Genomic DNA, 18,752 nt, shown 5'->3' on the forward strand with positions numbered 1-18,752 from the left:
AGACAAACGTGACTATTCTAGACGAGGCACCAAAAGGTGCCGCCAAACCTGTGCAGAACACGCCGGAAACCGACCGCAGGATGCAAGTCATCAGCATCGCGATCATTGCGATCTCGGCCATCCTGCTGATCGCCTTTCCCGAGCAGGGCAAGACACTGCTGGACGGGCTGTTCAAATGGATGACCAACAGCTTTGATTTCGCGTTTCTGATCGTTGGTTTCGCGGCCCTGGTCTTTGTGATCTGGCTGGCCTTTTCGCGGTTCGGCGCGATCAAGCTGGGCGATGCCGATACCGCGCCGGAATTCACCTGGTCGGCCTGGGGCGCAATGGTGTTTCTGGCCGGGATTGCGTCGGGGCTGATGCTCTGGGCGGGCACCGAATGGGCCTATCACTATGCCTGGACACCGTTCGGGCTCGAAGCCGCGACACCCCAGATGTTCACCGTGGGTCAGTCTTACGGCATCTTTCACTGGGGGCCGACGGCCTGGGCTCTCTACTGCATTCCCGCGGTTGCCATGTCCTATATCTATTACGTGCGCAAACGCCACATCTACAAGGTCAGCGAAGCCTGCCGCGGGGCCTTGGGCGACATGGTTGACGGGCCGGTGGGCCAGGTCATCGATTATATGTTCATATTCGGCATCCTGGGTGCGGCGGCGACCTCGCTGGGTCTTGGAACGCCGATGATCGGCGGCGCACTGGCGCATGTTCTGGGCATCGAACCCAATGTCTGGCTCGACGTATCCATCATCCTGTGCTGCACCGCGATCTTCTCGATCTCCAGTGGTCTCGGCCTGGATGACGGGATCAAGCGCCTGTCTTACGCGGGTTCGCTGATCACGCTGGCGATCATCATCTACGTGCTGTTTGCCGGTCCCACCGGGTTCATCGTGGCACTTGGCATGGATTCGGTCGCCTATACGCTGACCAATTACATCACCATGAGCCTGTGGACCGACTCGGTCAACGGTTCGGGCTTTCCGCAGGCATGGACCGTGTTCTACTGGGCGTGGTGGGTGGCCTATGCGCCTTTCATGGGGCTGTTTGTCACCCGGATCTCGATGGGCCGCAAAATCCGCGAAGTCGTGATCGGCCTGCTGACCTTCGGAACCTCGGGTTGCGTGCTGTTCTACGTGGTGCTGGGCGGTTATGGCATCGACCAGCAGATCAAGGGCCTTTTGCCGATGGTCGACCTGGTGAACGAACAGGGCGTCGCCCCGGCGATCATCGAGATGTTCAAGACCCTTCCGGGCAGCGGCCTCGTGCTGCTTGCGGTTGCGGTTTCCGGTATCGTCATGCTGGCAACGACCTTTGACTCGGCCGCCTATGTCATGGCCTGTGCCTCGACCAGGGAACTGGACGAAGGCCAGGAACCGGCGCGCGGCAACCGGCTGTTCTGGTGTGGCGCGATTGCCGTGCTGCCCATGTCGCTGCTGTTCCTGGGCGGGTTGAAAACCATGCAGACCGCGGTTGTGCTCGTGGGGCTTCCGATCATCCTGATCATGGTGTTCATGATGATCACCACCGTGAAGTACCTGAAACAGGATCACGCCTGATTTGCCTCGCCGGGCGGCGGCCAGACACGCCGCCGCCCGCCCTGAACCCCACTTTTTCTGGATGCATGCATCATGTCTAACGCACTGGTCGAAGAAATCGAATTGATGGCCGTCGGTCCCGACGGCGAGCGGGTCACCTGGTCCTCGCATCTGGGCGAGATGTACGAGGCGATGATCATCGCCCGCCTGCGCCTCTCGAACGGGATCGAAGCCATCGCCGGCACCACGGTCTATACCGAGCACGCGTTCGACAAGACGCTGTTCTCGGCGGCCTCACTCATGGCGCCCTTTGTACTGGGCCGCAATATTCTCGAGATCCCGCAGGTCTACGCGGATATGCGCAGCCGCTACGTGCCGCTGAACAACATGGCAACCTCGCTGTTTGACATCGCCCTGCATGATGGCAAGGCCAAGACGCTGGGCCTGCCGATCTACCAGATGCTGGGCGCGGTGCGCGACAAGATCGACGCCTATGCCTCAAGCCCGCTGTTGCCCGATGACGATGCCTATATCGCCTATTGTCATCGTATGCTGGACCGGGGCTATCGCGCGATCAAGATCCACCCCTATTGCCGCTTCAAGGATGACCTGCGCCTGGTCCAGCGGCTGCGCGAGGAGTTTGCCGGTCGGGGCATCGGCTGGATCCTCGATGCCGACGCCAATTACTCACTGAACCAGGCACTGCGCATGGGCCGGGTGCTTGATGAACACGGCTGGGAATTCTTCGAGGCCCCGATCCCGGACAGCGACCTGTCCGGCTACAAGGCCCTATCGGACGTGCTGGATACCGACGTGGTCAGCGGCGGCAACTCGGTCACCGACCTGCGCCTGATCCAGTTGGGGCTGCAAATGCGGTCCTGGGACCGGACCCGATTCGATGTCACGGGGATCGGCGGCTTTACCGGCGGCAACGAAGGCATGGCGATCACCCGCGCGCACGGCCTGAAATGCGAGGTCCAGAGCTGGGGCTATACGCTGACCCAGGCGGCGAACCTGCACCTCATGCTGGCCAACGCGAATTGCGACTATTTCGAACAGGCCGCGCCGTTCGAGAATTACGAATTCGGGGCCAAACAGGTTATCCGCCCCGACGACGATGGCTTTGTGCAACCCAGCGGCCTGCCCGGACTGGGCGTCGAGATGGACTGGGACGCGATCGAACCCTTTGTCTATGAGCGCAAGGTCTTTCGCCCGTCATGAGCCAGCAGCTCTTTGCAGTTCGCCCCGCCACCGGTATTGGTCTAGAACAGACCCCGGAGCGCCGCACTGACAAGAGATACCACGTGACCCCGACCAGTTCAGCCAAGAGAACCAAAGCAGAGATCGCCGCCGAAATGCTCGAGGCGGCGATCGTCAACTGTGACCTGCAACCGGGCACCGTCGTGGCCGAGGCCGACCTGATGGAAATGCTGGGCCTTGGCCGCACCCCGGTACGCGAGGCGCTGGTGCGGCTGTCGAGCGAAAACCTCGTCCGCCTGGGCCGTGCGGGCATCGTCATTCCCGAGCTGAACGCGATGACGATGCTCAAGCTTCTGGAGCTGCGCGAACCGATCGAACGTCTCAGCATCCAGAAGGCGACCCAACGGCTCAACAGTACCGACATGGACCGTTTCGCACAGATCCTGGATCAGCTCGCGCCACTTCCCAATGATGACCGGGCCGGGTTCATGACTCTGTTGCGGCAAATCCACGGCGCGGTGGCCGAGGCGTCCAAGAACGAATTCATCCTGTCGACCATGAAAACCACCCAGGGCCTGTCGCGCCGGTTCTGGCGCTATTACGCCACCGACCAAGACCAGGAATTCTGCACCGCGCTGTATTGCGCCATGCTGCGCGGGCTGATCTCGGGCGATGCCGTGGCCCCGGTGCAGAAATCGGAAGAGCTCATGACCTATTTGCGCGATTTCACCCGGCGGCAGATGGAAGCCCTGGTCTGAGCCGCGCCAGAAGCGCACACCATCCGCCGCCGCAGAAAACAGGTGATTTCAACGCGTCCAAATCAGCCCAAGCCGGCAATGCAAGTACCGCTAGGGGCGCAGGGTGATGATCGTGCCATCCCGCACCATTGCATAGATTTCTTCCATCTCGTCATTCGTGACGGCGATACAGCCCGCGGTCCAGTCGCGGCGCTTGACCTTCTGGTTGTTGGGCTGGCCGTGAATGAAAATCTCGCCCCCCGGGCTGCGCCCTGCCCTGATGGCATTCGCGATATCCCGTGAATTCGGATAAGAGATGCCGATCGACAGGTGATACTGGCTGCGCGGGTTACGCCGGTCGATCAGATAGGTGCCCTCCGGCGTCTTGCCGTCGCCTTCGAACTGCTTGTGCCCGGTCGGCGCAAAGCCCAGATCGAAATCATACGCCTTGAGGATGTCCTGGTTGTTCAACAGGTACATCCGCCGCTGCCCTTTGTTCACGACAATCGAAGTCACCTCGGGGCCGCTATATGTGCGGAATTTGGATTTGGTCGAACACCCCGCCACCGCAAGGGTCGCCATGGCTCCCAATCCGAAGATGCGCCGTTTCATCTGCTGCTCACTTTGTTTTTCTGCCTCGTCCCATGCAATAGCGCCCGCCCGGTGAAAGGCAAAATCACATTTGCGCCGACCCGCCGGTTTCCTGCCCTGCCGTCCGGGAAAATGCCGCGACCAGTTCAATATGCGAAGACCAGCGGAACTGATCAACCACCTGCACCCAGGCCAGATGATAGCCCGCGTCGACCAGAACGCGCGCGTCCCGTGCAAATGTCACCGGGTTGCACGACACATAGGCGATCCGTTCAAGCGATGACTCGGCCAGCGCGGCAACCTGCGCCTCGGCCCCGGCGCGGGGTGGGTCGAGCACCGCCGCATCGAACCCGGCCAATTCCTGCGGCACCAATGGCCTGCGAAACAGGTCGCGTGCGATGCCCGTGACCTTTTTCAGCCCCTGCGCCTGACGCCAGCCGTGATCCAATGCCCGGATCATCCCGGCATCCCCTTCGAGTGCGAACACCTCGGCCTGTTCGGCCAGGGGCAGGCTGAACGTGCCGCAACCGGAAAACAGGTCAACGATGCGCGCCGCGTTCCCGACAATCTCGCGGACACCGGCGAGCAGGGCGGCCTCTCCTTCCGGAGTGGCCTGCAGGAAAGCGCCGGGCGGCGGAGTCACCTTGGCCGTTCCAAAGCCCTGCACCGGCGGCTGGCGCATGGCAATCACCTCGCCCTCCCAGGCCAGCCGCGCAACGCCGAACCGCTCGGCCAGTTGCGCCAGCGTGGCCTCAAGCGGCCCGTCAGTCGGCTTGCCGCCGCTCACCGCCACGTCAAGCCCGTTCTCCGTAACCGTCAGCGTCACCGAGATCTCGCCCTTGCGGCTCGCCCCCGCCACGGCCAGCGCCTCGGCCAGCGGCAATCCCGCGCGCAGCCGCGAGTCGACCAGCTGGCAATCGGGTATCTGGACGATCACATCCGAACCACGCGCGTGGAACCCCGCCATCGCGCCCTTTTTCGTGCGCCGGGCCGACACCACGGCACGGCGGCGGGTTCGGGCCGCGGAGGTCTGGATCGCGCGCATCGGCGCGGCCAGCCCTTGCGCATCCAGCGCCGTGGCGACGATGTCCTGTTTCCACTGCGCAACAAACGCGTCGGAAGCGTGCTGCAACTGACAACCGCCGCAGGATTTGGCGTGCTGGCACGGGGGCTGTACCCGGTCCGGCGACGGGGTTTCGATCCGGATCTGGGTCAGCTGCGATCCGGACACCACGCCGCGCACGGTTTCGCCCGGCAATGTCGCCGGTGCATAGACCGGCCCCAAGGCCACGCCATCGCCCTGATGCCCAAGGCGCAGGATTTCATGTTCTGTGATCATGCCGCCTGATACCGATCCGCGCGCGCCGGAGAAAGCCCCTATTCCGCCGCCTCGGTATGGATAAAGCCGCCCGACTGGCGGTTCCAGAACCGGGCATAGAGGCCCCCCTGCGCCAGCAGATCAGATGGCGTGCCCGCTTCGACAATACGCCCCGCCTCCATGACGATGATGCGGTCCATTTCCGACAAGGTCGACAGCCGGTGCGCGATAGCCAGCACGGTCTTGCCCCGCATGACCCGGTGCAACGCCTCCTGGATCGAAGCCTCGACCTCGGAATCCAGCGCGCTGGTGGCCTCGTCCAGCACCAGGATCGGCGCATCCTTGAGGATCGCGCGGGCCAACGCGATGCGCTGCCGCTGGCCACCCGAGAGTTTCACGCCGCGCTCCCCAAGATGGGCGTCATATCCGGCCCGATCCTGCGAATCCTGTAGCGCGCCGATGAATTCATCCGCCTCGGCGAACTTGGCCGCCGCGATGACCTCGTCTTCGGTTGCGTCGGGCCGCCCATAGAGGATGTTGTCGCGCGCGGAACGATTGAACATCGCGGTTTCCTGCGTGACCATGCCGATCTGCCGGCGCAGGCTGTCCTGGGTCACGCCGGCGATATTCTGACCATCGATCCGGATCGCGCCATCCTCGGCATCATAGAGCCGCAACAAAAGCGACACCAGGGTCGATTTCCCCGCGCCCGACGCGCCCACGATGCCCAGCTTTTCCCCCGGACGGATGGTCAGGTCGATGCCCTGCACGCCGCCCACGTCGCGGCCATAGGCAAATTCGACGCCATCGAACACGATCTCGCCCTGATCGACGGCCAACGGGGTTGCGCCCGTGTCATCCTCGACACGGTTGCGCGTCGCCAGGGTCTGCATGCCGTTTTCCACCTCGCCCACATGGGCGTAAATGCCCATCAGGGTAAAGCTGACCCAGCCGGTCATCTGGGCGATACGGATCGAAATCGCGCCAGCCGCGACAATATCGCCCGCCGAGGCCCCACCGTCGCGCCACAGAAGCAATGTCGCCCCGATCAGCATCACCGGCAGCACCCCGGCGAGGGTCATCAGGAAAAACCGGAAGCTCGCCGAAAGCCTGCCAAAGGCAAGCGCGCGATCACGCAACACCGCCATTGCCCCGCGCGCCGCGTCGTCTTCGTGTGCCGCATGGGCAAACAGCTTGACCGTCTTGATATTGGTGATCGTGTCAACCACCTGCCCGGTCACCATCGCGCGTGCCCCGGCCCGCGCGGCAGAGCGTTCACGGATACGCGGCAGATACCAGCGGATCAGCAGGAAATAGACCAGCAACCACAGGGCAAAGGGCAGCATGACCGCCGGATGAATCGAACCAAGCAACAGCAGCGACCCCAGCATCGAGGCCACGGCAAAGACAATCGCGCTGATCACCTCGGAGACGATCGAGGTCAGCGCATTTGCGGTCTGCATCTGCTTTTGCGCGATGCGCCCGGCAAAATCATCGTCAAAGAAGGTCACCGACTGGCCGAGGGTCCAGCGATTGAGCCGCGACAGCACCAGCGGCGTGATATTGGGCATCACGATGTAGTTGTTGGCCACCGATGACAGCCCGAACAGGGCCGGGCGGATCAGCATGAAAAACCCGACCGCCGCGAGGATCCGCACGAGGTTGGAGCCGTCAAACACCCCTTGCGGCCCGCCCGACACTGCCGTGTCGATCACCAGCCCCAGCATCCAGGCCGTACCCGCCTCCATCGCACCGGCAAGCCCGGAAAACGCCGCTGCGACAAACAGCATCGGCCATGCCCCGGTCAGACACCAGCGAATGAACGCCGCCAACGTCCGGGGCGGCGGGGTGTCGATCCGCTGAAAGGGCTGGATCAGGTCGGCAAGCTTCATTCGGCGGCCTCCGTGCTCAGGAAACCACCGGACTGATGCGCCCAGAATTCGGCATACAGCCCCTGTTGATCCAGCAATTCGGCATGGCTCCCCTGTTCAACGATGCGCCCCTGGTCCATGACAAGGATACGGTCCATCTGTGCAATGGTAGAAAGCCTGTGGGCAATGGCAACCACGGTCTTGCCCTGCATCATGCCATAGAGCGTATCCTGTATCGCCGCTTCGACCTCGGAATCCAGCGCGCTGGTGGCCTCGTCCAGCAACAGGATCGGCGCATCCTTGAGGATCACCCGCGCCAGCGTCACCCTTTGCCGCTGTCCGCCAGACAGCTTGACGCCCCGCTCGCCCACATGCGCGTCATACCCGCGACGCCCTTCCATATCGACCAGGTCGAGGATGAAATCATGCGCCTCGGCCTGTTTCGCGGCGGCGATCATTTCCTCGTCGGTCGCATCGGGCCGCCCGTACAGGATGTTGGCCCGGACCGAACGGTGCAACAGGGCGCTGTCCTGCTGCACCATGCCGATATTGCGGCGCAGGCTGTCCTGCGACACGGTGGCGATGTCCTGCCCGTCGATCAGGATTTGCCCGGTCTCCGCATCGTAGAAGCGCAGCAAGAGCTTGACCAGAGTGGATTTTCCCGCACCGGACCGCCCGATCAGGCCAATCTTTTCGCCCGGCCGGATGGTCAGGCTGATCCTGTCCAGACCGCCGCTGTCGCGCCCGTAGTGATGCGACAATGACCGGATCTCGATGCCGCCCTCGTGCAACGTCAGCGGCCTGGCATCGCTGGCGTCGACTAGGTCGATCGGCTGGGCAATGGTCTGCATCCCTTCGGACACCACACCCAGTTCGCGAAAGAAGCTGGTCAGCGCCCACATGATCCAACCGGTCATGGCATTCAGCCGCAGGGTCAGCGCCGTGGCGGCGGCAACGACGCCAACGCTGGATTCTCCGACGGCCCACAGGTAAATCGCCCAGCCGACAACCCCGACGATCAGCAAGCCGTTCAACACCACCAGCGCGAGGTCCATGATGGTAAAGATCCGCATTTCGACCTGAAATGTCCGCCGGGTGTTTTCGATCGCCTCTTTCGCATAGGACAATTCGTGATCGTGATGCGCAAACATCTTGACCGAATGGATGTTGGTATAGCTGTCGACAACCCGCCCGGTCACGGTTGAGCGCGCATCGGACGCGGCCTGAGACGCCGGGCCCACATTGGTGACGGTCCAGCGGGTCAGCGCACCATAGAGAATGAACCAGATCAGCAAGGGAATGATCAGCCGGCTGTCCGCCGCCATCAACAGGATCGCCGCACCGATCATGTAGGCCAGCGAATACGAGATCGCATCGAATACCTGGAACACCACCTCTCCGGCGGCGGGCGGGGTCTGAACGATGCGGCTGGCGATGCGACCGGCGAAATCGTTTTCGAACCAGCCGACCGACTGGCGCAGCACATGTTTATGCGCCCGCCATCGGATCAGCGTGCCGAAATTCGGGAGGATCGTATTGTTCAGCAGGGCCACGTCGAATACGTGCAGGATCGGCCGCAGGAACACGAGGAAAAATGCGACCAGCGCCAGTTCGAGGCCATGTTCGGCCAGCACCTGTGCCGGGTCCCCGGTCAGCAGGTCGACCAGCCGCCCCATATAATAGATCAGCCAGATTTCCACCGCCGCCACCACGATGGACAGCATGCCGGTCCACCAGAACACGGTTTTGAACGGTTGGGCATAGGCCATCATGAACGGCCAGATACGGGTCGGCGGGCGATCTACTTCGGTATAGTCGCAGTAAGGGTCAACAAGGTTTTCAAAGAAACGAAACATGGCGGATGCTCCTGGTGAGCGCAAAAACGAAATGCAGGGGGCGGCGTCTGTCGACCACCCGTAACGGGGCGGCGTATCAGCTTGGGCTGTGCCAAATCCCGTAATACATTTCGTACCCTCCGAATGTTTCAGGCAATCAACTAGACGATGGCGGCGCAAATGTCACGCCAAAATGTCACCCGGCCAGCAGGGCATCGCGGTCAAGGCGAAAACCCGAACCGATCCACAGCGCCTCGAGCCGCGCCAGTTCCGCGCCCAGGGCCGGCCCCTGGAACCGCGGCATCAGGTCCCTGGCCCGCACGGGAAAATGCGCGCTGGCCCCTTGTTCGATGTCATCGCGCGCCGCGTCGTTCCACGGCTGTTCAAACAGCGCACAACGCAGCAGCAGCGCGTCACGCGCCTCGTCCGTGCCGAGCCGATAGCCCAGTTCCGCAGGACCGGTCATCGCCGCCGCCGCATCGCGCAACCGGGCAAGCGATGCCGCCTCGGCCCGGCTGAGGCGCAAGGCATCCGCGATACCGCTCCCCCCCAGAACCGCCAGCCGCCGTAGCCAGCTCGCCGGGGCACCGGCCATGGCCTCAAGATGAACCAGCGGCGCAAGCGCGCTGTCCTCGGCACCGGGAAGAAAACAGGCCAGCGCCCCGGTGGAGCGCATCGTCGCAACCGATGGCGCGGGATCGGACGCGGATAACAGCTTGCGGATCTCGGCACCGATCCGTTCCCGCGACAGTTGTGCAAGACCGTCCAGGTTGGCGGCAATCGCCGCAAGCGCCTCGGGATCGAACCCCGCATCCGGATCGCCATACCAGGCGTGAAAACGGAAATACCGCAATGCGCGCAGGTAATCTTCGCGGATCCGGTCCGCCGCGGTGCCGATGAAGCGGACCCGACGGGCCAGCAAATCCGGCATCCCGCCCAGGGGATCGACCACCGTGCCATCGGGGCGCGCATAGATCGCGTTCATGGTGAAATCGCGCCGGCTGGCGTCTTCGGCCACATCGGTGGAAAACGCCACCGTCGCGCGCCGTCCATCCGTGGCGACATCCCGGCGAAAGGTCGTGACCTCATGCGGCACGCCATCCTGCAACAGGGTCACGGTGCCATGGTCGATCCCGGTCGGCACCGCCTTGATCCCGCTGGCTGCGGCCAGCGCTATGATCTGCTCTGGGGTCGCATCGGTGGCAATATCGATGTCGCTGACCGGGGCCTCCAAGAGCGTATTGCGCACACAGCCACCAACGAACAACACCTGCGCGCCCCCGGCGGCCACCGCATCACACACGGCACGTGTTGCAGGGGCGGCAATCCAGTCGGCTGTTATCGTGGTCATTCCTGCATCCGGTCGGCCAGGGCGCGCAACATGCGCGCAGTGGCTCCCCAGATGTAATAGGGCCCATATGGCACCGTAAAGTAATACCTGCGCTGTCCGCGCCAGCGCCGGTGTTCAACCAGATAGTTTTCCGGGAGCATCACGTGGTCAAGCGGCACTGAAAAGACCTCGTCCACCTCGCCCGGCTCGGGCACCACCCGGAAATCGTCGCGCAGGATCGCGATCACCGGCGTCACCCGGAACGACGTGACCGTTTCGTGTTCGGGCATGTGGCCCAGCACCTCGGCAACCCCGTCCGGCAGGCCGATCTCTTCGCGGGCCTCGCGCAGGGCGGCGGCAGTGACATCCGCATCGGTTTCGTCCTGCTTGCCGCCCGGAAAGGCAATCTGCCCCGGATGATGCTTGAGCGCGGATGACCGCTTGGTCAGGATCACACGCGGTTCGCGATCCGCGAGCGATACCGCCACCAATACCCCGGCGGGCCGCAATTTGCGGCCTTCCGGCAGCACGGTTCCGGGGTTCAGGTCAAAATCCGAAGAGGCCGCCCCCGGTCGCTCCAGCGCCGCCCTGAGCCGGGTTTCAATATCATGCGCCATCGGGATCCCTGGCTTCGAACCCCACGGTTGCCGGGTCGAGTTCGTAATGGGCGCTGCAAAACTGGCAATCCGCCGTCACCAGCCCGTCTTCGGTCGTCATTTTCTCGATGTCCTGTGCGGAATAGATCGACAGGCTCTGCCGCACGCGCTCTTCCGAACAGGTACAGCCAAAACGGATGGCCTGCGCGTCATAAACCCGGGGTTGCTCTTCGTGAAACAGCCGCACCAACAAATCGGTCGGCGGCACCACCGGTCCGATCAGTTCGAGATCCTCGACCGTGTCCAGCAGGATGTTCACCCGGTTCCAGTTTTCGCCCTCGGCGCCATCCACCAGATCGGCCGCGCTCAGCACAGCGCCGCTGCCGCCATCCTGCGCGACAAAGGGAGACGCCTTGGGCATATGTTGCAACATGATACCACCGGCGCGCCAATGTTCGGCAACGCCCGGCTCCGAGGATTTGCCGAAACTGAGCGAGAACCGCGTCGGCAATTGCTCGGACTGCGCGAAATAGGCTTCGGCACAGGCGCTCAGCGACCCGCCGGTCAGGGGCGTGATCCCCTGGTAGGGCGTTGACCCCCTGCCCTGGTCGATGAGGATCGCGAAATAGCCCTCGCCAACCTGTGCAAAGGGTGCATCATTGCTGAGCCGGTCGGCGTCAAAGCTGGCATAGGCGCGAATCCTCGCCGGTTCGCCTTCGATCGCCGGCGCATAATAGTCGGTGGCGATCATGCGGACGGCCCCCTTGGACTGCACTTGTAGCGACAGCTTCCAGCGCAGCTTGATCGTCTGCCCGATCAGAGCGGTCAACAAGGCCATCTCAGCCACCAGCGCCTCGACCTGCGGAGGATAGTCATGCTGTTCGAGGATACCTCCCAGAACGCCGTCAAGCCGGGCAACCCGGCCACGCATGTCCGATGCATCCAGTTGAAATGGCAGAACCGTGTCGTCCCACGCGAGTTTTGATCCGATGGTCATGGGGTTTCCTTACGCGCCGCAGATTGGCATACCGGGGCTATATAAGAGCCATGAGCGGCGATGTAAGGGCAATTTCCGATGATTCCACGCTTTGGTGCCGCGCCGCTGCGCGATCAGATCTATATGCGCCGGATCGGAGTCTATGCGTTGCTGCCAAAAGCCGGGCGGCTCCTGCTGACCCGGCAATGTGATCCCGATCCGGATTTGCAACTCCCCGGCGGTGGCGTTGATCCGGGCGAATCCCCTGTCGTCGCTCTGCATCGCGAGGTGTACGAGGAGACCGGCTGGCATATCGCCAGGCCGCGCCGTGTCGGAGCCTTCCGGCGGTTTGCCTATCTGCCGGACTATGATCTCTGGGCGGAAAAGATGTGTCTTGTCTATGTCGCCACGCCCACGATGCGCATCGGCCCTCCGACCGAACCGCTGCACGAGCCAATCTGGTCGACACCGCGGCAGGCGGCGCAATCACTGGGCAGCACCGGCGATCGGCATTTTGCTTCCTTGCTGGCCAGGTCGATCATTCCCCATTGAATTCAAACAGCGTGGCCGACACGTCGTCTTCCATTCCGACATCGGCTGACATTTTCTGCGTGAGCGCCCAAAAGAGATCGTCGAGAAACTCCTTTCCCGAGTTTTTCGCGGCACAGTTCCTGATCAGGCCAACCAGCCCCTCTTCCTCGAGCATCCGACCGCTGTCCAGCCGGCTTTCGGTAAAGCCGTCGGTATAGAGCAACAACCGATCGCCCGGGGCCATGTCGATCTCGACCTGCGTACAGGTGATCCCCGGCAACAGCCCGATGGGCACGCCGCCCTCTCCGACGAATTGCGCCCGCCCGTCCGCGCGCAGCAACAACGGATACGGATGCCCCGACTGCACCAGCTTCACATTGCCGGTTTCGAGATTCGCCACCGCATAGACCATGGTGAAATACTCATCGATGCCGGAATCGGCCAACAGGCGTTCGTTCAGCATTTCGACCACCGTCGCCGGTTCGCGCAACGCATAGGTGCCGTCACCCCGCCGATCGATACCCAGATTCTGCTCCGGATAGGCGCTGCTCAGCAAGCCGCCAAGCTTTGCCGTCATCATCGCCGAGGTGATCCCGTGCCCGGACACATCGATGGAATAAAACGCGATCTCGTGGTCATTCGCCGGGAACATCCCCACGAGGTCGCCACCGATATGGCCGCAGGGTTTGAGCAACAGGCTCACCCGCGAAGCGCCAAAACCGCGCGAGAACTCCGGAACCAGGGATTGCTGGATCTTCTTGGCCTGGATCAGGTCCTTGTCGATGGTGTCATAGGCCACGCGCAGCTGGTCGAGCGTGTCGGTGATCATCCGGTTCTTTTCCGACAACTCGCGCTGCATCTCGAGAATGCGTCCGCCGGCGGAAATGCGCGCCCGCAATTCGTCGGCATTCACCGGTTTGGTCAGGAAATCATCCGCCCCCGCGTTCAGCCCCTGCGCCACCTCGTTCTTTTCGCTCTTGGAGGTGAGCAGGATGAAATAGGCATAATCGTCACCCGTCAGCTCGCGGAAGGCGCGGCAGAAGTCCAGCCCCGACATGCCGGGCATCATCCAGTCGCTCAGCACCAGGTCGGGGCGGAAGTTGCGGCACAGCTCGATTGCCGCGTCACCGCTCTCGGCCTCGATGACCTGAAATCCCCATTTCTTGAGCGACGTGGCGATGATGCGCCTTTGCAGCCGGCTGTCATCCACCAGGAGGACCTGCCGGATCGACCTGACATCGGACAGGCCCGCGATCTGTATCCGATTCGCCGAACCGACAGTAGACATGGTGACTCCGCGCATTGTTTCCATAACCAGCGCCATCATTGGCGGAACACCTTAATTGCGTATGAAGGCTAAACTTGTCCGTATCCACCCGCTGTTCATTAACACCGCGTTCACCCAACATGAGGCCAGATATGACCCTGGATCACAGTGGCGGATTGGGCATGATTGACTGGTCACGAGTTAAGGAAGTATGTGATGAAATTGGCTCGGAGGATTTCGACGAAGTTGTCGAACTGTTCCTTGAAGAGGTCGAAGAGGTGATCGGCCGATTGCGAACCGCGCCCGACCCTTCACAGCTTGAACAGGACCTGCATTTTCTCAAGGGCAGCGCGCTGAGTCTGGGGTTTGCGTCATTCTCCAGCCTTTGCCAGAATGGCGAACGCATCTCAGCAGGGGGCCAGGCGGAAACGGTGAACGTGCCGGAAATCGTTGCCGAATTCGAACGGTCAAAAGCCGGCTTTCTGGCCGAACTGCCCGAGCGAATCGCCACGTGATCGGCCAGGTCACACACTCATAAATGACTAGCGGTGTTTGAGGGGTTACTGATTCACTTTCTAGAAGGAGGAGAGCAGCATGGCTCAACGTCGCTATGAACTGACCGACTTCGAGTGGTAGATCATCGAGCCGCTTCTGCCGAACAAGCCGCGTGGAGTGGCGCGCGTCGATGACCGGCGGTTGCTGAACGGCATCTACTGGCGGCCGAGGACCGGGTCGCCCTGGGCGGACATCCCCGAGCGCTATGGGTCTTATACGACATGCTCCAATCGGTTCGTGCGGTGGGCTCGGATTGGCGTGTGGGACCGGATATTCGACGCGGTGTCAGCAGCTTACGAAGGCTCGGAGCATTCGGTGGACAGCTCTTCGATCCGCGTCCAACAGCATGGAGCGAACGCAAAAAGGGGGCGAAGCGCCCACCGACACCATCGATCTGGCAGACCTTCGAGCCGTCTGCTTGGGGCGCTCGCGGGGCGGTCTGACCACCAAAATCCACACCGTCACGGACGCGCGCGGCCTGCCGATCACGCGAAAGCTGACCGCGGGACAGGCGCATGACGGCCGCTCTGCCGACGACGTGCTCGGTACCGTCGGCCCCGGTTAGACTCTGCTGGCGGACGCCGCCCTTGACAGCAACCGGCGCCGCGACCGCCTCACGGAGATCGGCGCGCGGGCCGTGATCCGTCCGGTCCCGCGCCGATCAAACCCGCCGCTGCTCAACCTGAGGGCATACAAGCGGCGCATCCGGATCGAGCGGTTCTTCTCGAAACTCAAGCAGCATCACAGGGCCATCGCGACACGATACGAAAAACACGACGCCAACTTCCTCGCCCTCATCAAACTCGCCGCAACACGCAAATGGCTGCGGGTCTATGAGTGTGTAACCTAGTCACCTGAATCTAAAGTTCATCGCATAGGGTTTTGGTTCGCTGGCAGAACCGCTTGACCGATGCGAGGATTTCGTCGGCGGATTTGACTCATCGGTATGGTTTCGGATCTTCGTTGTGTGCCGCGATGAAGGCCGTGATTTCGGCCTCCAGCTCGGCGGTCGAGCGGTGTACGCCGCGGTGCAACTGCTTGCGGGTCAGCTCCGCGAACCAGCGCTCGACCTGGTTGATCCAACTGGCCGATGTAGGGATTAAGTGCACGTGCCAGTGCGGGCGGCGGGCAAGCCAGGCCTTAACCTTAGGTGTCTTGTGTGTGGCATAGTTTGTCCATCACCAGATGAATGTCGCGCTCCTTCGGGACTGCCCTGTCGATCTGCCTCAGAAAACCTAGGAACTCGGTTGCGCGACGGCGCTTGTAGCATTTCCCGATCACTGCACCGGTGGCGATATCCAGTGCAGCAATAGAGTGTGGTCGTGCCGTGGCGGATGTGAGTGTGTGTCCTTCGCTCGGCGACACCTGGCCCTATCGGCAATACCGGTTGCTCGCGATCCAGCGCCTGGATCTGGGATTTTTCGTCTACGCACAAAACGATGGCCCGGTTCGGCGGCGCCATGTAGAGGCCGACAAGATCCTGCACCTTGTCGACGAACAGCGGGTCGGTGGACAGCTTGAATGTTTCACTCCGGTGCGGTTGCAGGCCGAAGGCGGTCCAGATCCGGCGGATAGTTGTGTGCGACAGGCCGGTCGCCGCGGCCATCGACCGGATCGGCCAATGGGGGGGCATCCTTGGGTGTGGCGTTCAGCGTTCTCTCGATCATCTCGGCCACCTGATCGTCCGATACTGTGCGGGGGCCACCAGGGCGGTATTCGTCGGTCAGCCCCTCGATCCGATCCTTCACGAACCGCCTGCGCCACTTGCCCACCGTGTGCTCATGCACCCCGAGGCGCGCACCGACCTCCTTGCTTTGCAGACCCTCCGCACAGATCAAGATCATACGGCACCGATCCGACAGCGAACGGGCGGCCATGTGTCGCCGAACTTGCGCCTCGAGAAAGCTCCGCTCATCGGCACTCAAAACCACCGCGTCTGCAATCCGACCAACAATTTGATCCCCCTGAAAACCTCAAACCAATGAAACGAACTACAGTTCCGGATGAATAGAGCGTCCCGACGAAAACCTCAATCGGGGGTTTCCCGTGAAGTTTGATCTGTGATTCATCCTGTTTGGGGGGATGGATCATGTCAGCACCCTTGCCGGACGCGTTTCGGGCGCGGTTTCAGAAGTTGGTTGAGGAAGGGTTAAGCGGGCGTGCGGCGGCATTGGGCTTTGAGCTTTCGCCCGCCACAGGGGCGCGTTGGGGTCTTGCAATCCGCCGTACTGGTCAAGCGCGTGCGGCGCCTCAAGATCGTCCCAAAGGCAAGGGAAAACTCGACCCGCATCGCAGCTTCTTCGCCGAAGTTATCGAGCAGGATGGCGACATCACGATGCCGGAACTGGCATCTGCCTTGCACGATGCGACCGGCGTGCGGGCGCACCCGAATGCGATCGGGAAGTTCCTTCGCAAGCTCGGCTATACACATAAAAAAAATTGCTTGTCGCTGCCGAACGACGCCGCACCAAGGTAAGGCGGCAGCGCGAAAACTGGTTCAGACACCTTATCCCGGCTGTGTCAGCGCACCCAGAGTGCGTTGTCTTCATTGACGAAACCTCGGTTAAAGCCAACCTGACCCGGTTGAGGGGATGGGCACCGCTCGGGGATCGCCTCGTCATAGACGCCCCGTTTGGATCAAGGGGGACGCAGACGTTTATTGCGGGGCTCACCGCCGATGCCGTGATCGCGGCCTAGGTGATCAAGGGAGCGATGCCTCTCGCGACATTCGCTTTGCGAATGCACTGCCGGTAATGGACGGCCCGGCATTCGCAGCTTACGTCGAGAAGGTGCTGGTTCCGGAACTGGCCCCCGGCACTGTCGTCATTCTCGACAATCTCGCCACCCACAAGAACGTATCGGCGGCCAAGGCGATGCGGGATGCCGGGTGCTGGTTCCTCTTCCAGCCGCCCTACAACCCCGATCTCAACCCCATCGAAATGGCCTTCTCCAAGCTCAAGGCCCACCTCAACATTCACCGACATGTTCAAGGCCATCGGAGAGGTCTGTGATCTCCACTCACCTCAAGAGTGCTGGAACTACTTCAGGGCTGCCGGATATGCCTCAGATTAATGGCGGGATGCTATAGCCCTGATGCAAGGACAGCGTTCCGGCTCAGGGACCATTTCAGAGACCTGCAAGACCCCTGTCCTGAAGGATGTCAGATCAGGAATTGCGCCAACGTGTCGTCATTGGTGATGTCGCGATAGGCGAACCCGGCCTCGTCAAGCTGTGCAAACAACCGCACGAAACTGTCCGGGTGCTTGCTCTCGATCCCGATCAGCACCGACCCAAAGTTCCGAGCCGATTTCTTGAGATACTCAAAACGGGCGATATCGTCTTCCGGCCCCAGGATTTCCAGAAAATCGCGCAATGCGCCAGGACGCTGAGGCAGCCGCAGGATCATGTATTTCTTGACCCCGGAATAGCGAAGCGCGCGTTCCTTGACCTCGGGCAGGCGCTCGAAATCGAAATTGCCACCGGATGTAACGCAAACAACCGTCTTGCCGCGAATCCCCGACTGAATGTCGCCCAACGCCTCGACCGATAGTGCCCCGGCGGGTTCAAGGACGATCCCCTCGACATTCAGCATTTCGATCATCGTGGAACAGATGCGATCCTCGCGCAGCGTGATCACATCCGACAGGGGCACATCCTTGAGCAGATCAAAGGTCTTTTCGCCGATCCGTCCGACCGCCGCTCCGTCAACAAAGGTATCCACATGCGGCAACGTCACCGGATGCCCCGCCGCCAGCGCCGCCCGCAAACAGGCGCCACCGGCCGGTTCGACAAAGATCGCATGGGTGTCCTGCCCGAAATAGGTGGCCACCCCGGACGACATCCCGCCGCCACCAACCGGCAGCAGGATCACGTCAGGGGCCTTGCCCAGCTGATCGGCGATCTCGACGGCAACCGAAGCCTGCCCCTCGATGACATCGGAATCGTCGAAGGGCGACAGGAAATACCCACCCTCGCGGAGGCTCCAGGCCTGGGCCTCGGCCAGTGTCACGTCGAAATAGTCGCCGACCAGGTGAATATCCACGTGACCGCCGCCAAACATGCGGGTCTTCTGGATTTTCTGCTGTGGGGTTGTCACCGGCATGAAGATGACGCCTCTGACCCCCATATGCATGCACATGAACGCCACGCCTTGTGCATGGTTTCCCGCGCTGGCGCACACGAACAGCTTTTGGTCCGGCAATTTGCGCATGGCATTGAACGCCCCGCGCAGCTTGTAAGAACGCACCGGGCTCAGGTCTTCGCGCTTTAGCCAGATATCCGCGTCGAACCGATCCGACAGATGCACGTTTCGTTGCAGCGGCGTTTTCGGAAACACCTCGCGCATGGCGGCTTCGGCAAGCCGGGCCTTGTGTTGAAAATCACTCATGCCTCTCTCTGCCGCAGCTTGCC

Annotated in this window: 16 protein-coding genes and 2 pseudogenes; 8 read left to right on the plus strand and 10 right to left on the minus strand. The window is 62.0% G+C overall.

Annotated elements, in window-relative coordinates:
* The first annotated feature begins 8 nt into the window (after positions 1-8).
* From ACP15R_RS07400 to ACP15R_RS07410, 3 genes are all read left to right on the plus strand, one after another.
* Entirely contained in the window at positions 9-1,556 is a 1,548-nt protein-coding gene (locus ACP15R_RS07400) for a BCCT family transporter (RefSeq protein WP_424985756.1), read from the plus strand.
* A gap of 72 nt (positions 1,557-1,628) precedes the next feature.
* Positions 1,629-2,756 (plus strand): mandelate racemase/muconate lactonizing enzyme family protein, encoded by a 1,128-nt coding sequence (locus ACP15R_RS07405; RefSeq protein WP_424985757.1) that lies wholly within the window; start codon positions 1,629-1,631, stop codon positions 2,754-2,756.
* A gap of 83 nt (positions 2,757-2,839) precedes the next feature.
* Positions 2,840-3,493 (plus strand): GntR family transcriptional regulator, encoded by a 654-nt coding sequence (locus tag ACP15R_RS07410; RefSeq protein ID WP_424985758.1) that lies wholly within the window; start codon positions 2,840-2,842, stop codon positions 3,491-3,493.
* Between the two features lie 90 nt (positions 3,494-3,583).
* On the opposite strand, the gene ACP15R_RS07415 is transcribed toward ACP15R_RS07410, so the two are convergent.
* The 7 genes from ACP15R_RS07415 to ACP15R_RS07445 form a co-directional block, all read right to left on the minus strand.
* Complete coding sequence (locus ACP15R_RS07415) at positions 3,584-4,084, minus strand: L,D-transpeptidase family protein (protein WP_424985759.1); 501 nt, start codon at positions 4,082-4,084, stop codon at positions 3,584-3,586.
* A gap of 64 nt (positions 4,085-4,148) precedes the next feature.
* Entirely contained in the window at positions 4,149-5,402 is a 1,254-nt protein-coding gene (locus tag ACP15R_RS07420; RefSeq protein ID WP_424985760.1) for a class I SAM-dependent RNA methyltransferase, read from the minus strand.
* A gap of 38 nt (positions 5,403-5,440) precedes the next feature.
* A complete protein-coding gene (locus tag ACP15R_RS07425) occupies positions 5,441-7,273 on the minus strand; it encodes an ABC transporter ATP-binding protein (RefSeq protein WP_424985761.1) in 1,833 nt (610 codons plus the stop codon).
* Complete coding sequence (locus ACP15R_RS07430) at positions 7,270-9,108, minus strand: ABC transporter ATP-binding protein (RefSeq protein WP_424985762.1); 1,839 nt, start codon at positions 9,106-9,108, stop codon at positions 7,270-7,272. Before ACP15R_RS07430 ends, ACP15R_RS07425 begins: the two co-directional genes overlap by 4 nt.
* A gap of 175 nt (positions 9,109-9,283) precedes the next feature.
* Positions 9,284-10,438: a CCA tRNA nucleotidyltransferase gene (locus ACP15R_RS07435; protein ID WP_424985763.1), complete on the minus strand. Its 1,155-nt coding sequence runs from the start codon at positions 10,436-10,438 to the stop codon at positions 9,284-9,286.
* Positions 10,435-11,034, minus strand: a complete 600-nt coding sequence (locus ACP15R_RS07440) for a CoA pyrophosphatase (protein ID WP_424985764.1) — start codon at positions 11,032-11,034, stop codon at positions 10,435-10,437. Before ACP15R_RS07440 ends, ACP15R_RS07435 begins: the two co-directional genes overlap by 4 nt.
* A complete protein-coding gene (locus ACP15R_RS07445) occupies positions 11,024-12,010 on the minus strand; it encodes an Hsp33 family molecular chaperone HslO (RefSeq protein WP_424985765.1) in 987 nt (328 codons plus the stop codon). The genes ACP15R_RS07440 and ACP15R_RS07445 overlap by 11 nt, the downstream gene beginning before the upstream one ends.
* A 78-nt stretch (positions 12,011-12,088) precedes the next feature.
* Here ACP15R_RS07445 and ACP15R_RS07450 point away from each other — a divergent pair, with 78 nt between their 5' ends.
* Positions 12,089-12,541, plus strand: a complete 453-nt coding sequence (locus tag ACP15R_RS07450) for an NUDIX domain-containing protein (protein WP_424985766.1) — start codon at positions 12,089-12,091, stop codon at positions 12,539-12,541.
* On the opposite strand, the gene ACP15R_RS07455 is transcribed toward ACP15R_RS07450, so the two are convergent.
* Positions 12,528-13,808: a PP2C family protein-serine/threonine phosphatase gene (locus tag ACP15R_RS07455; protein WP_424985767.1), complete on the minus strand. Its 1,281-nt coding sequence runs from the start codon at positions 13,806-13,808 to the stop codon at positions 12,528-12,530. The two genes, ACP15R_RS07450 and ACP15R_RS07455, sit on opposite strands and share 14 nt — an antisense overlap.
* A gap of 131 nt (positions 13,809-13,939) precedes the next feature.
* Between ACP15R_RS07455 and ACP15R_RS07460 the strand changes: the two genes are divergently transcribed.
* On the plus strand, positions 13,940-14,302 hold the full coding sequence (locus tag ACP15R_RS07460; RefSeq protein WP_424985768.1) for an Hpt domain-containing protein: 363 nt from the start codon (positions 13,940-13,942) through the stop codon (positions 14,300-14,302).
* 121 nt (positions 14,303-14,423) lie between these two features.
* Positions 14,424-15,192: pseudogene (locus tag ACP15R_RS07465) on the plus strand (IS5 family transposase).
* 10 nt (positions 15,193-15,202) lie between these two features.
* Here ACP15R_RS07465 and ACP15R_RS07470 read toward each other — a convergent pair.
* Positions 15,203-16,297: pseudogene (locus tag ACP15R_RS07470) on the minus strand (IS630 family transposase).
* A gap of 134 nt (positions 16,298-16,431) precedes the next feature.
* Between ACP15R_RS07470 and ACP15R_RS07475 the strand changes: the two are divergent.
* Together ACP15R_RS07475 and ACP15R_RS07480 are read left to right on the plus strand one after the other, a co-directional pair.
* Positions 16,432-16,818, plus strand: coding sequence for a helix-turn-helix domain-containing protein (locus tag ACP15R_RS07475; protein ID WP_424985769.1), 387 nt, complete (start codon positions 16,432-16,434; stop codon positions 16,816-16,818).
* Positions 16,819-16,933: 115 nt separating this feature from the next.
* A complete protein-coding gene (locus ACP15R_RS07480; protein WP_424985770.1) occupies positions 16,934-17,353 on the plus strand; it encodes a transposase in 420 nt (139 codons plus the stop codon).
* Positions 17,354-17,502: 149 nt separating this feature from the next.
* On the opposite strand, the gene ilvA is transcribed toward ACP15R_RS07480, so the two are convergent.
* Entirely contained in the window at positions 17,503-18,729 is a 1,227-nt protein-coding gene (gene ilvA, locus ACP15R_RS07485; RefSeq protein ID WP_424985771.1) for a threonine ammonia-lyase IlvA, read from the minus strand.
* Positions 18,730-18,752: the final 23 nt, after the last annotated feature.

The organism is Microbulbifer sp. S227A (assembly GCF_049800935.1).

Bases quoted from the DNA above. Each gene is read 5' to 3' on its own strand.
- ACP15R_RS07440 (WP_424985764.1), bottom strand. From the start codon at position 11,034: ATGGCGCATGATATTGAAACCCGGCTCAGGGCGGCGCTGGAGCGACCG.
- ACP15R_RS07445 (WP_424985765.1), bottom strand. From the start codon at position 12,010: ATGACCATCGGATCAAAACTCGCGTGGGACGACACGGTTCTGCCATTT.
- ACP15R_RS07455 (WP_424985767.1), bottom strand. From the start codon at position 13,808: ATGTCTACTGTCGGTTCGGCGAATCGGATACAGATCGCGGGCCTGTCC.
- ACP15R_RS07405 (WP_424985757.1), top strand. From the start codon at position 1,629: ATGTCTAACGCACTGGTCGAAGAAATCGAATTGATGGCCGTCGGTCCC.
- ACP15R_RS07415 (WP_424985759.1), bottom strand. From the start codon at position 4,084: ATGAAACGGCGCATCTTCGGATTGGGAGCCATGGCGACCCTTGCGGTG.
- ACP15R_RS07435 (WP_424985763.1), bottom strand. From the start codon at position 10,438: ATGACCACGATAACAGCCGACTGGATTGCCGCCCCTGCAACACGTGCC.
- ACP15R_RS07480 (WP_424985770.1), top strand. From the start codon at position 16,934: ATGGGCACCGCTCGGGGATCGCCTCGTCATAGACGCCCCGTTTGGATC.
- ACP15R_RS07430 (WP_424985762.1), bottom strand. From the start codon at position 9,108: ATGTTTCGTTTCTTTGAAAACCTTGTTGACCCTTACTGCGACTATACC.
- ACP15R_RS07475 (WP_424985769.1), top strand. From the start codon at position 16,432: ATGTCAGCACCCTTGCCGGACGCGTTTCGGGCGCGGTTTCAGAAGTTG.
- ACP15R_RS07450 (WP_424985766.1), top strand. From the start codon at position 12,089: ATGATTCCACGCTTTGGTGCCGCGCCGCTGCGCGATCAGATCTATATG.
- ACP15R_RS07420 (WP_424985760.1), bottom strand. From the start codon at position 5,402: ATGATCACAGAACATGAAATCCTGCGCCTTGGGCATCAGGGCGATGGC.
- ACP15R_RS07425 (WP_424985761.1), bottom strand. From the start codon at position 7,273: ATGAAGCTTGCCGACCTGATCCAGCCCTTTCAGCGGATCGACACCCCG.
- ilvA (WP_424985771.1), bottom strand. From the start codon at position 18,729: ATGAGTGATTTTCAACACAAGGCCCGGCTTGCCGAAGCCGCCATGCGC.
- ACP15R_RS07460 (WP_424985768.1), top strand. From the start codon at position 13,940: ATGACCCTGGATCACAGTGGCGGATTGGGCATGATTGACTGGTCACGA.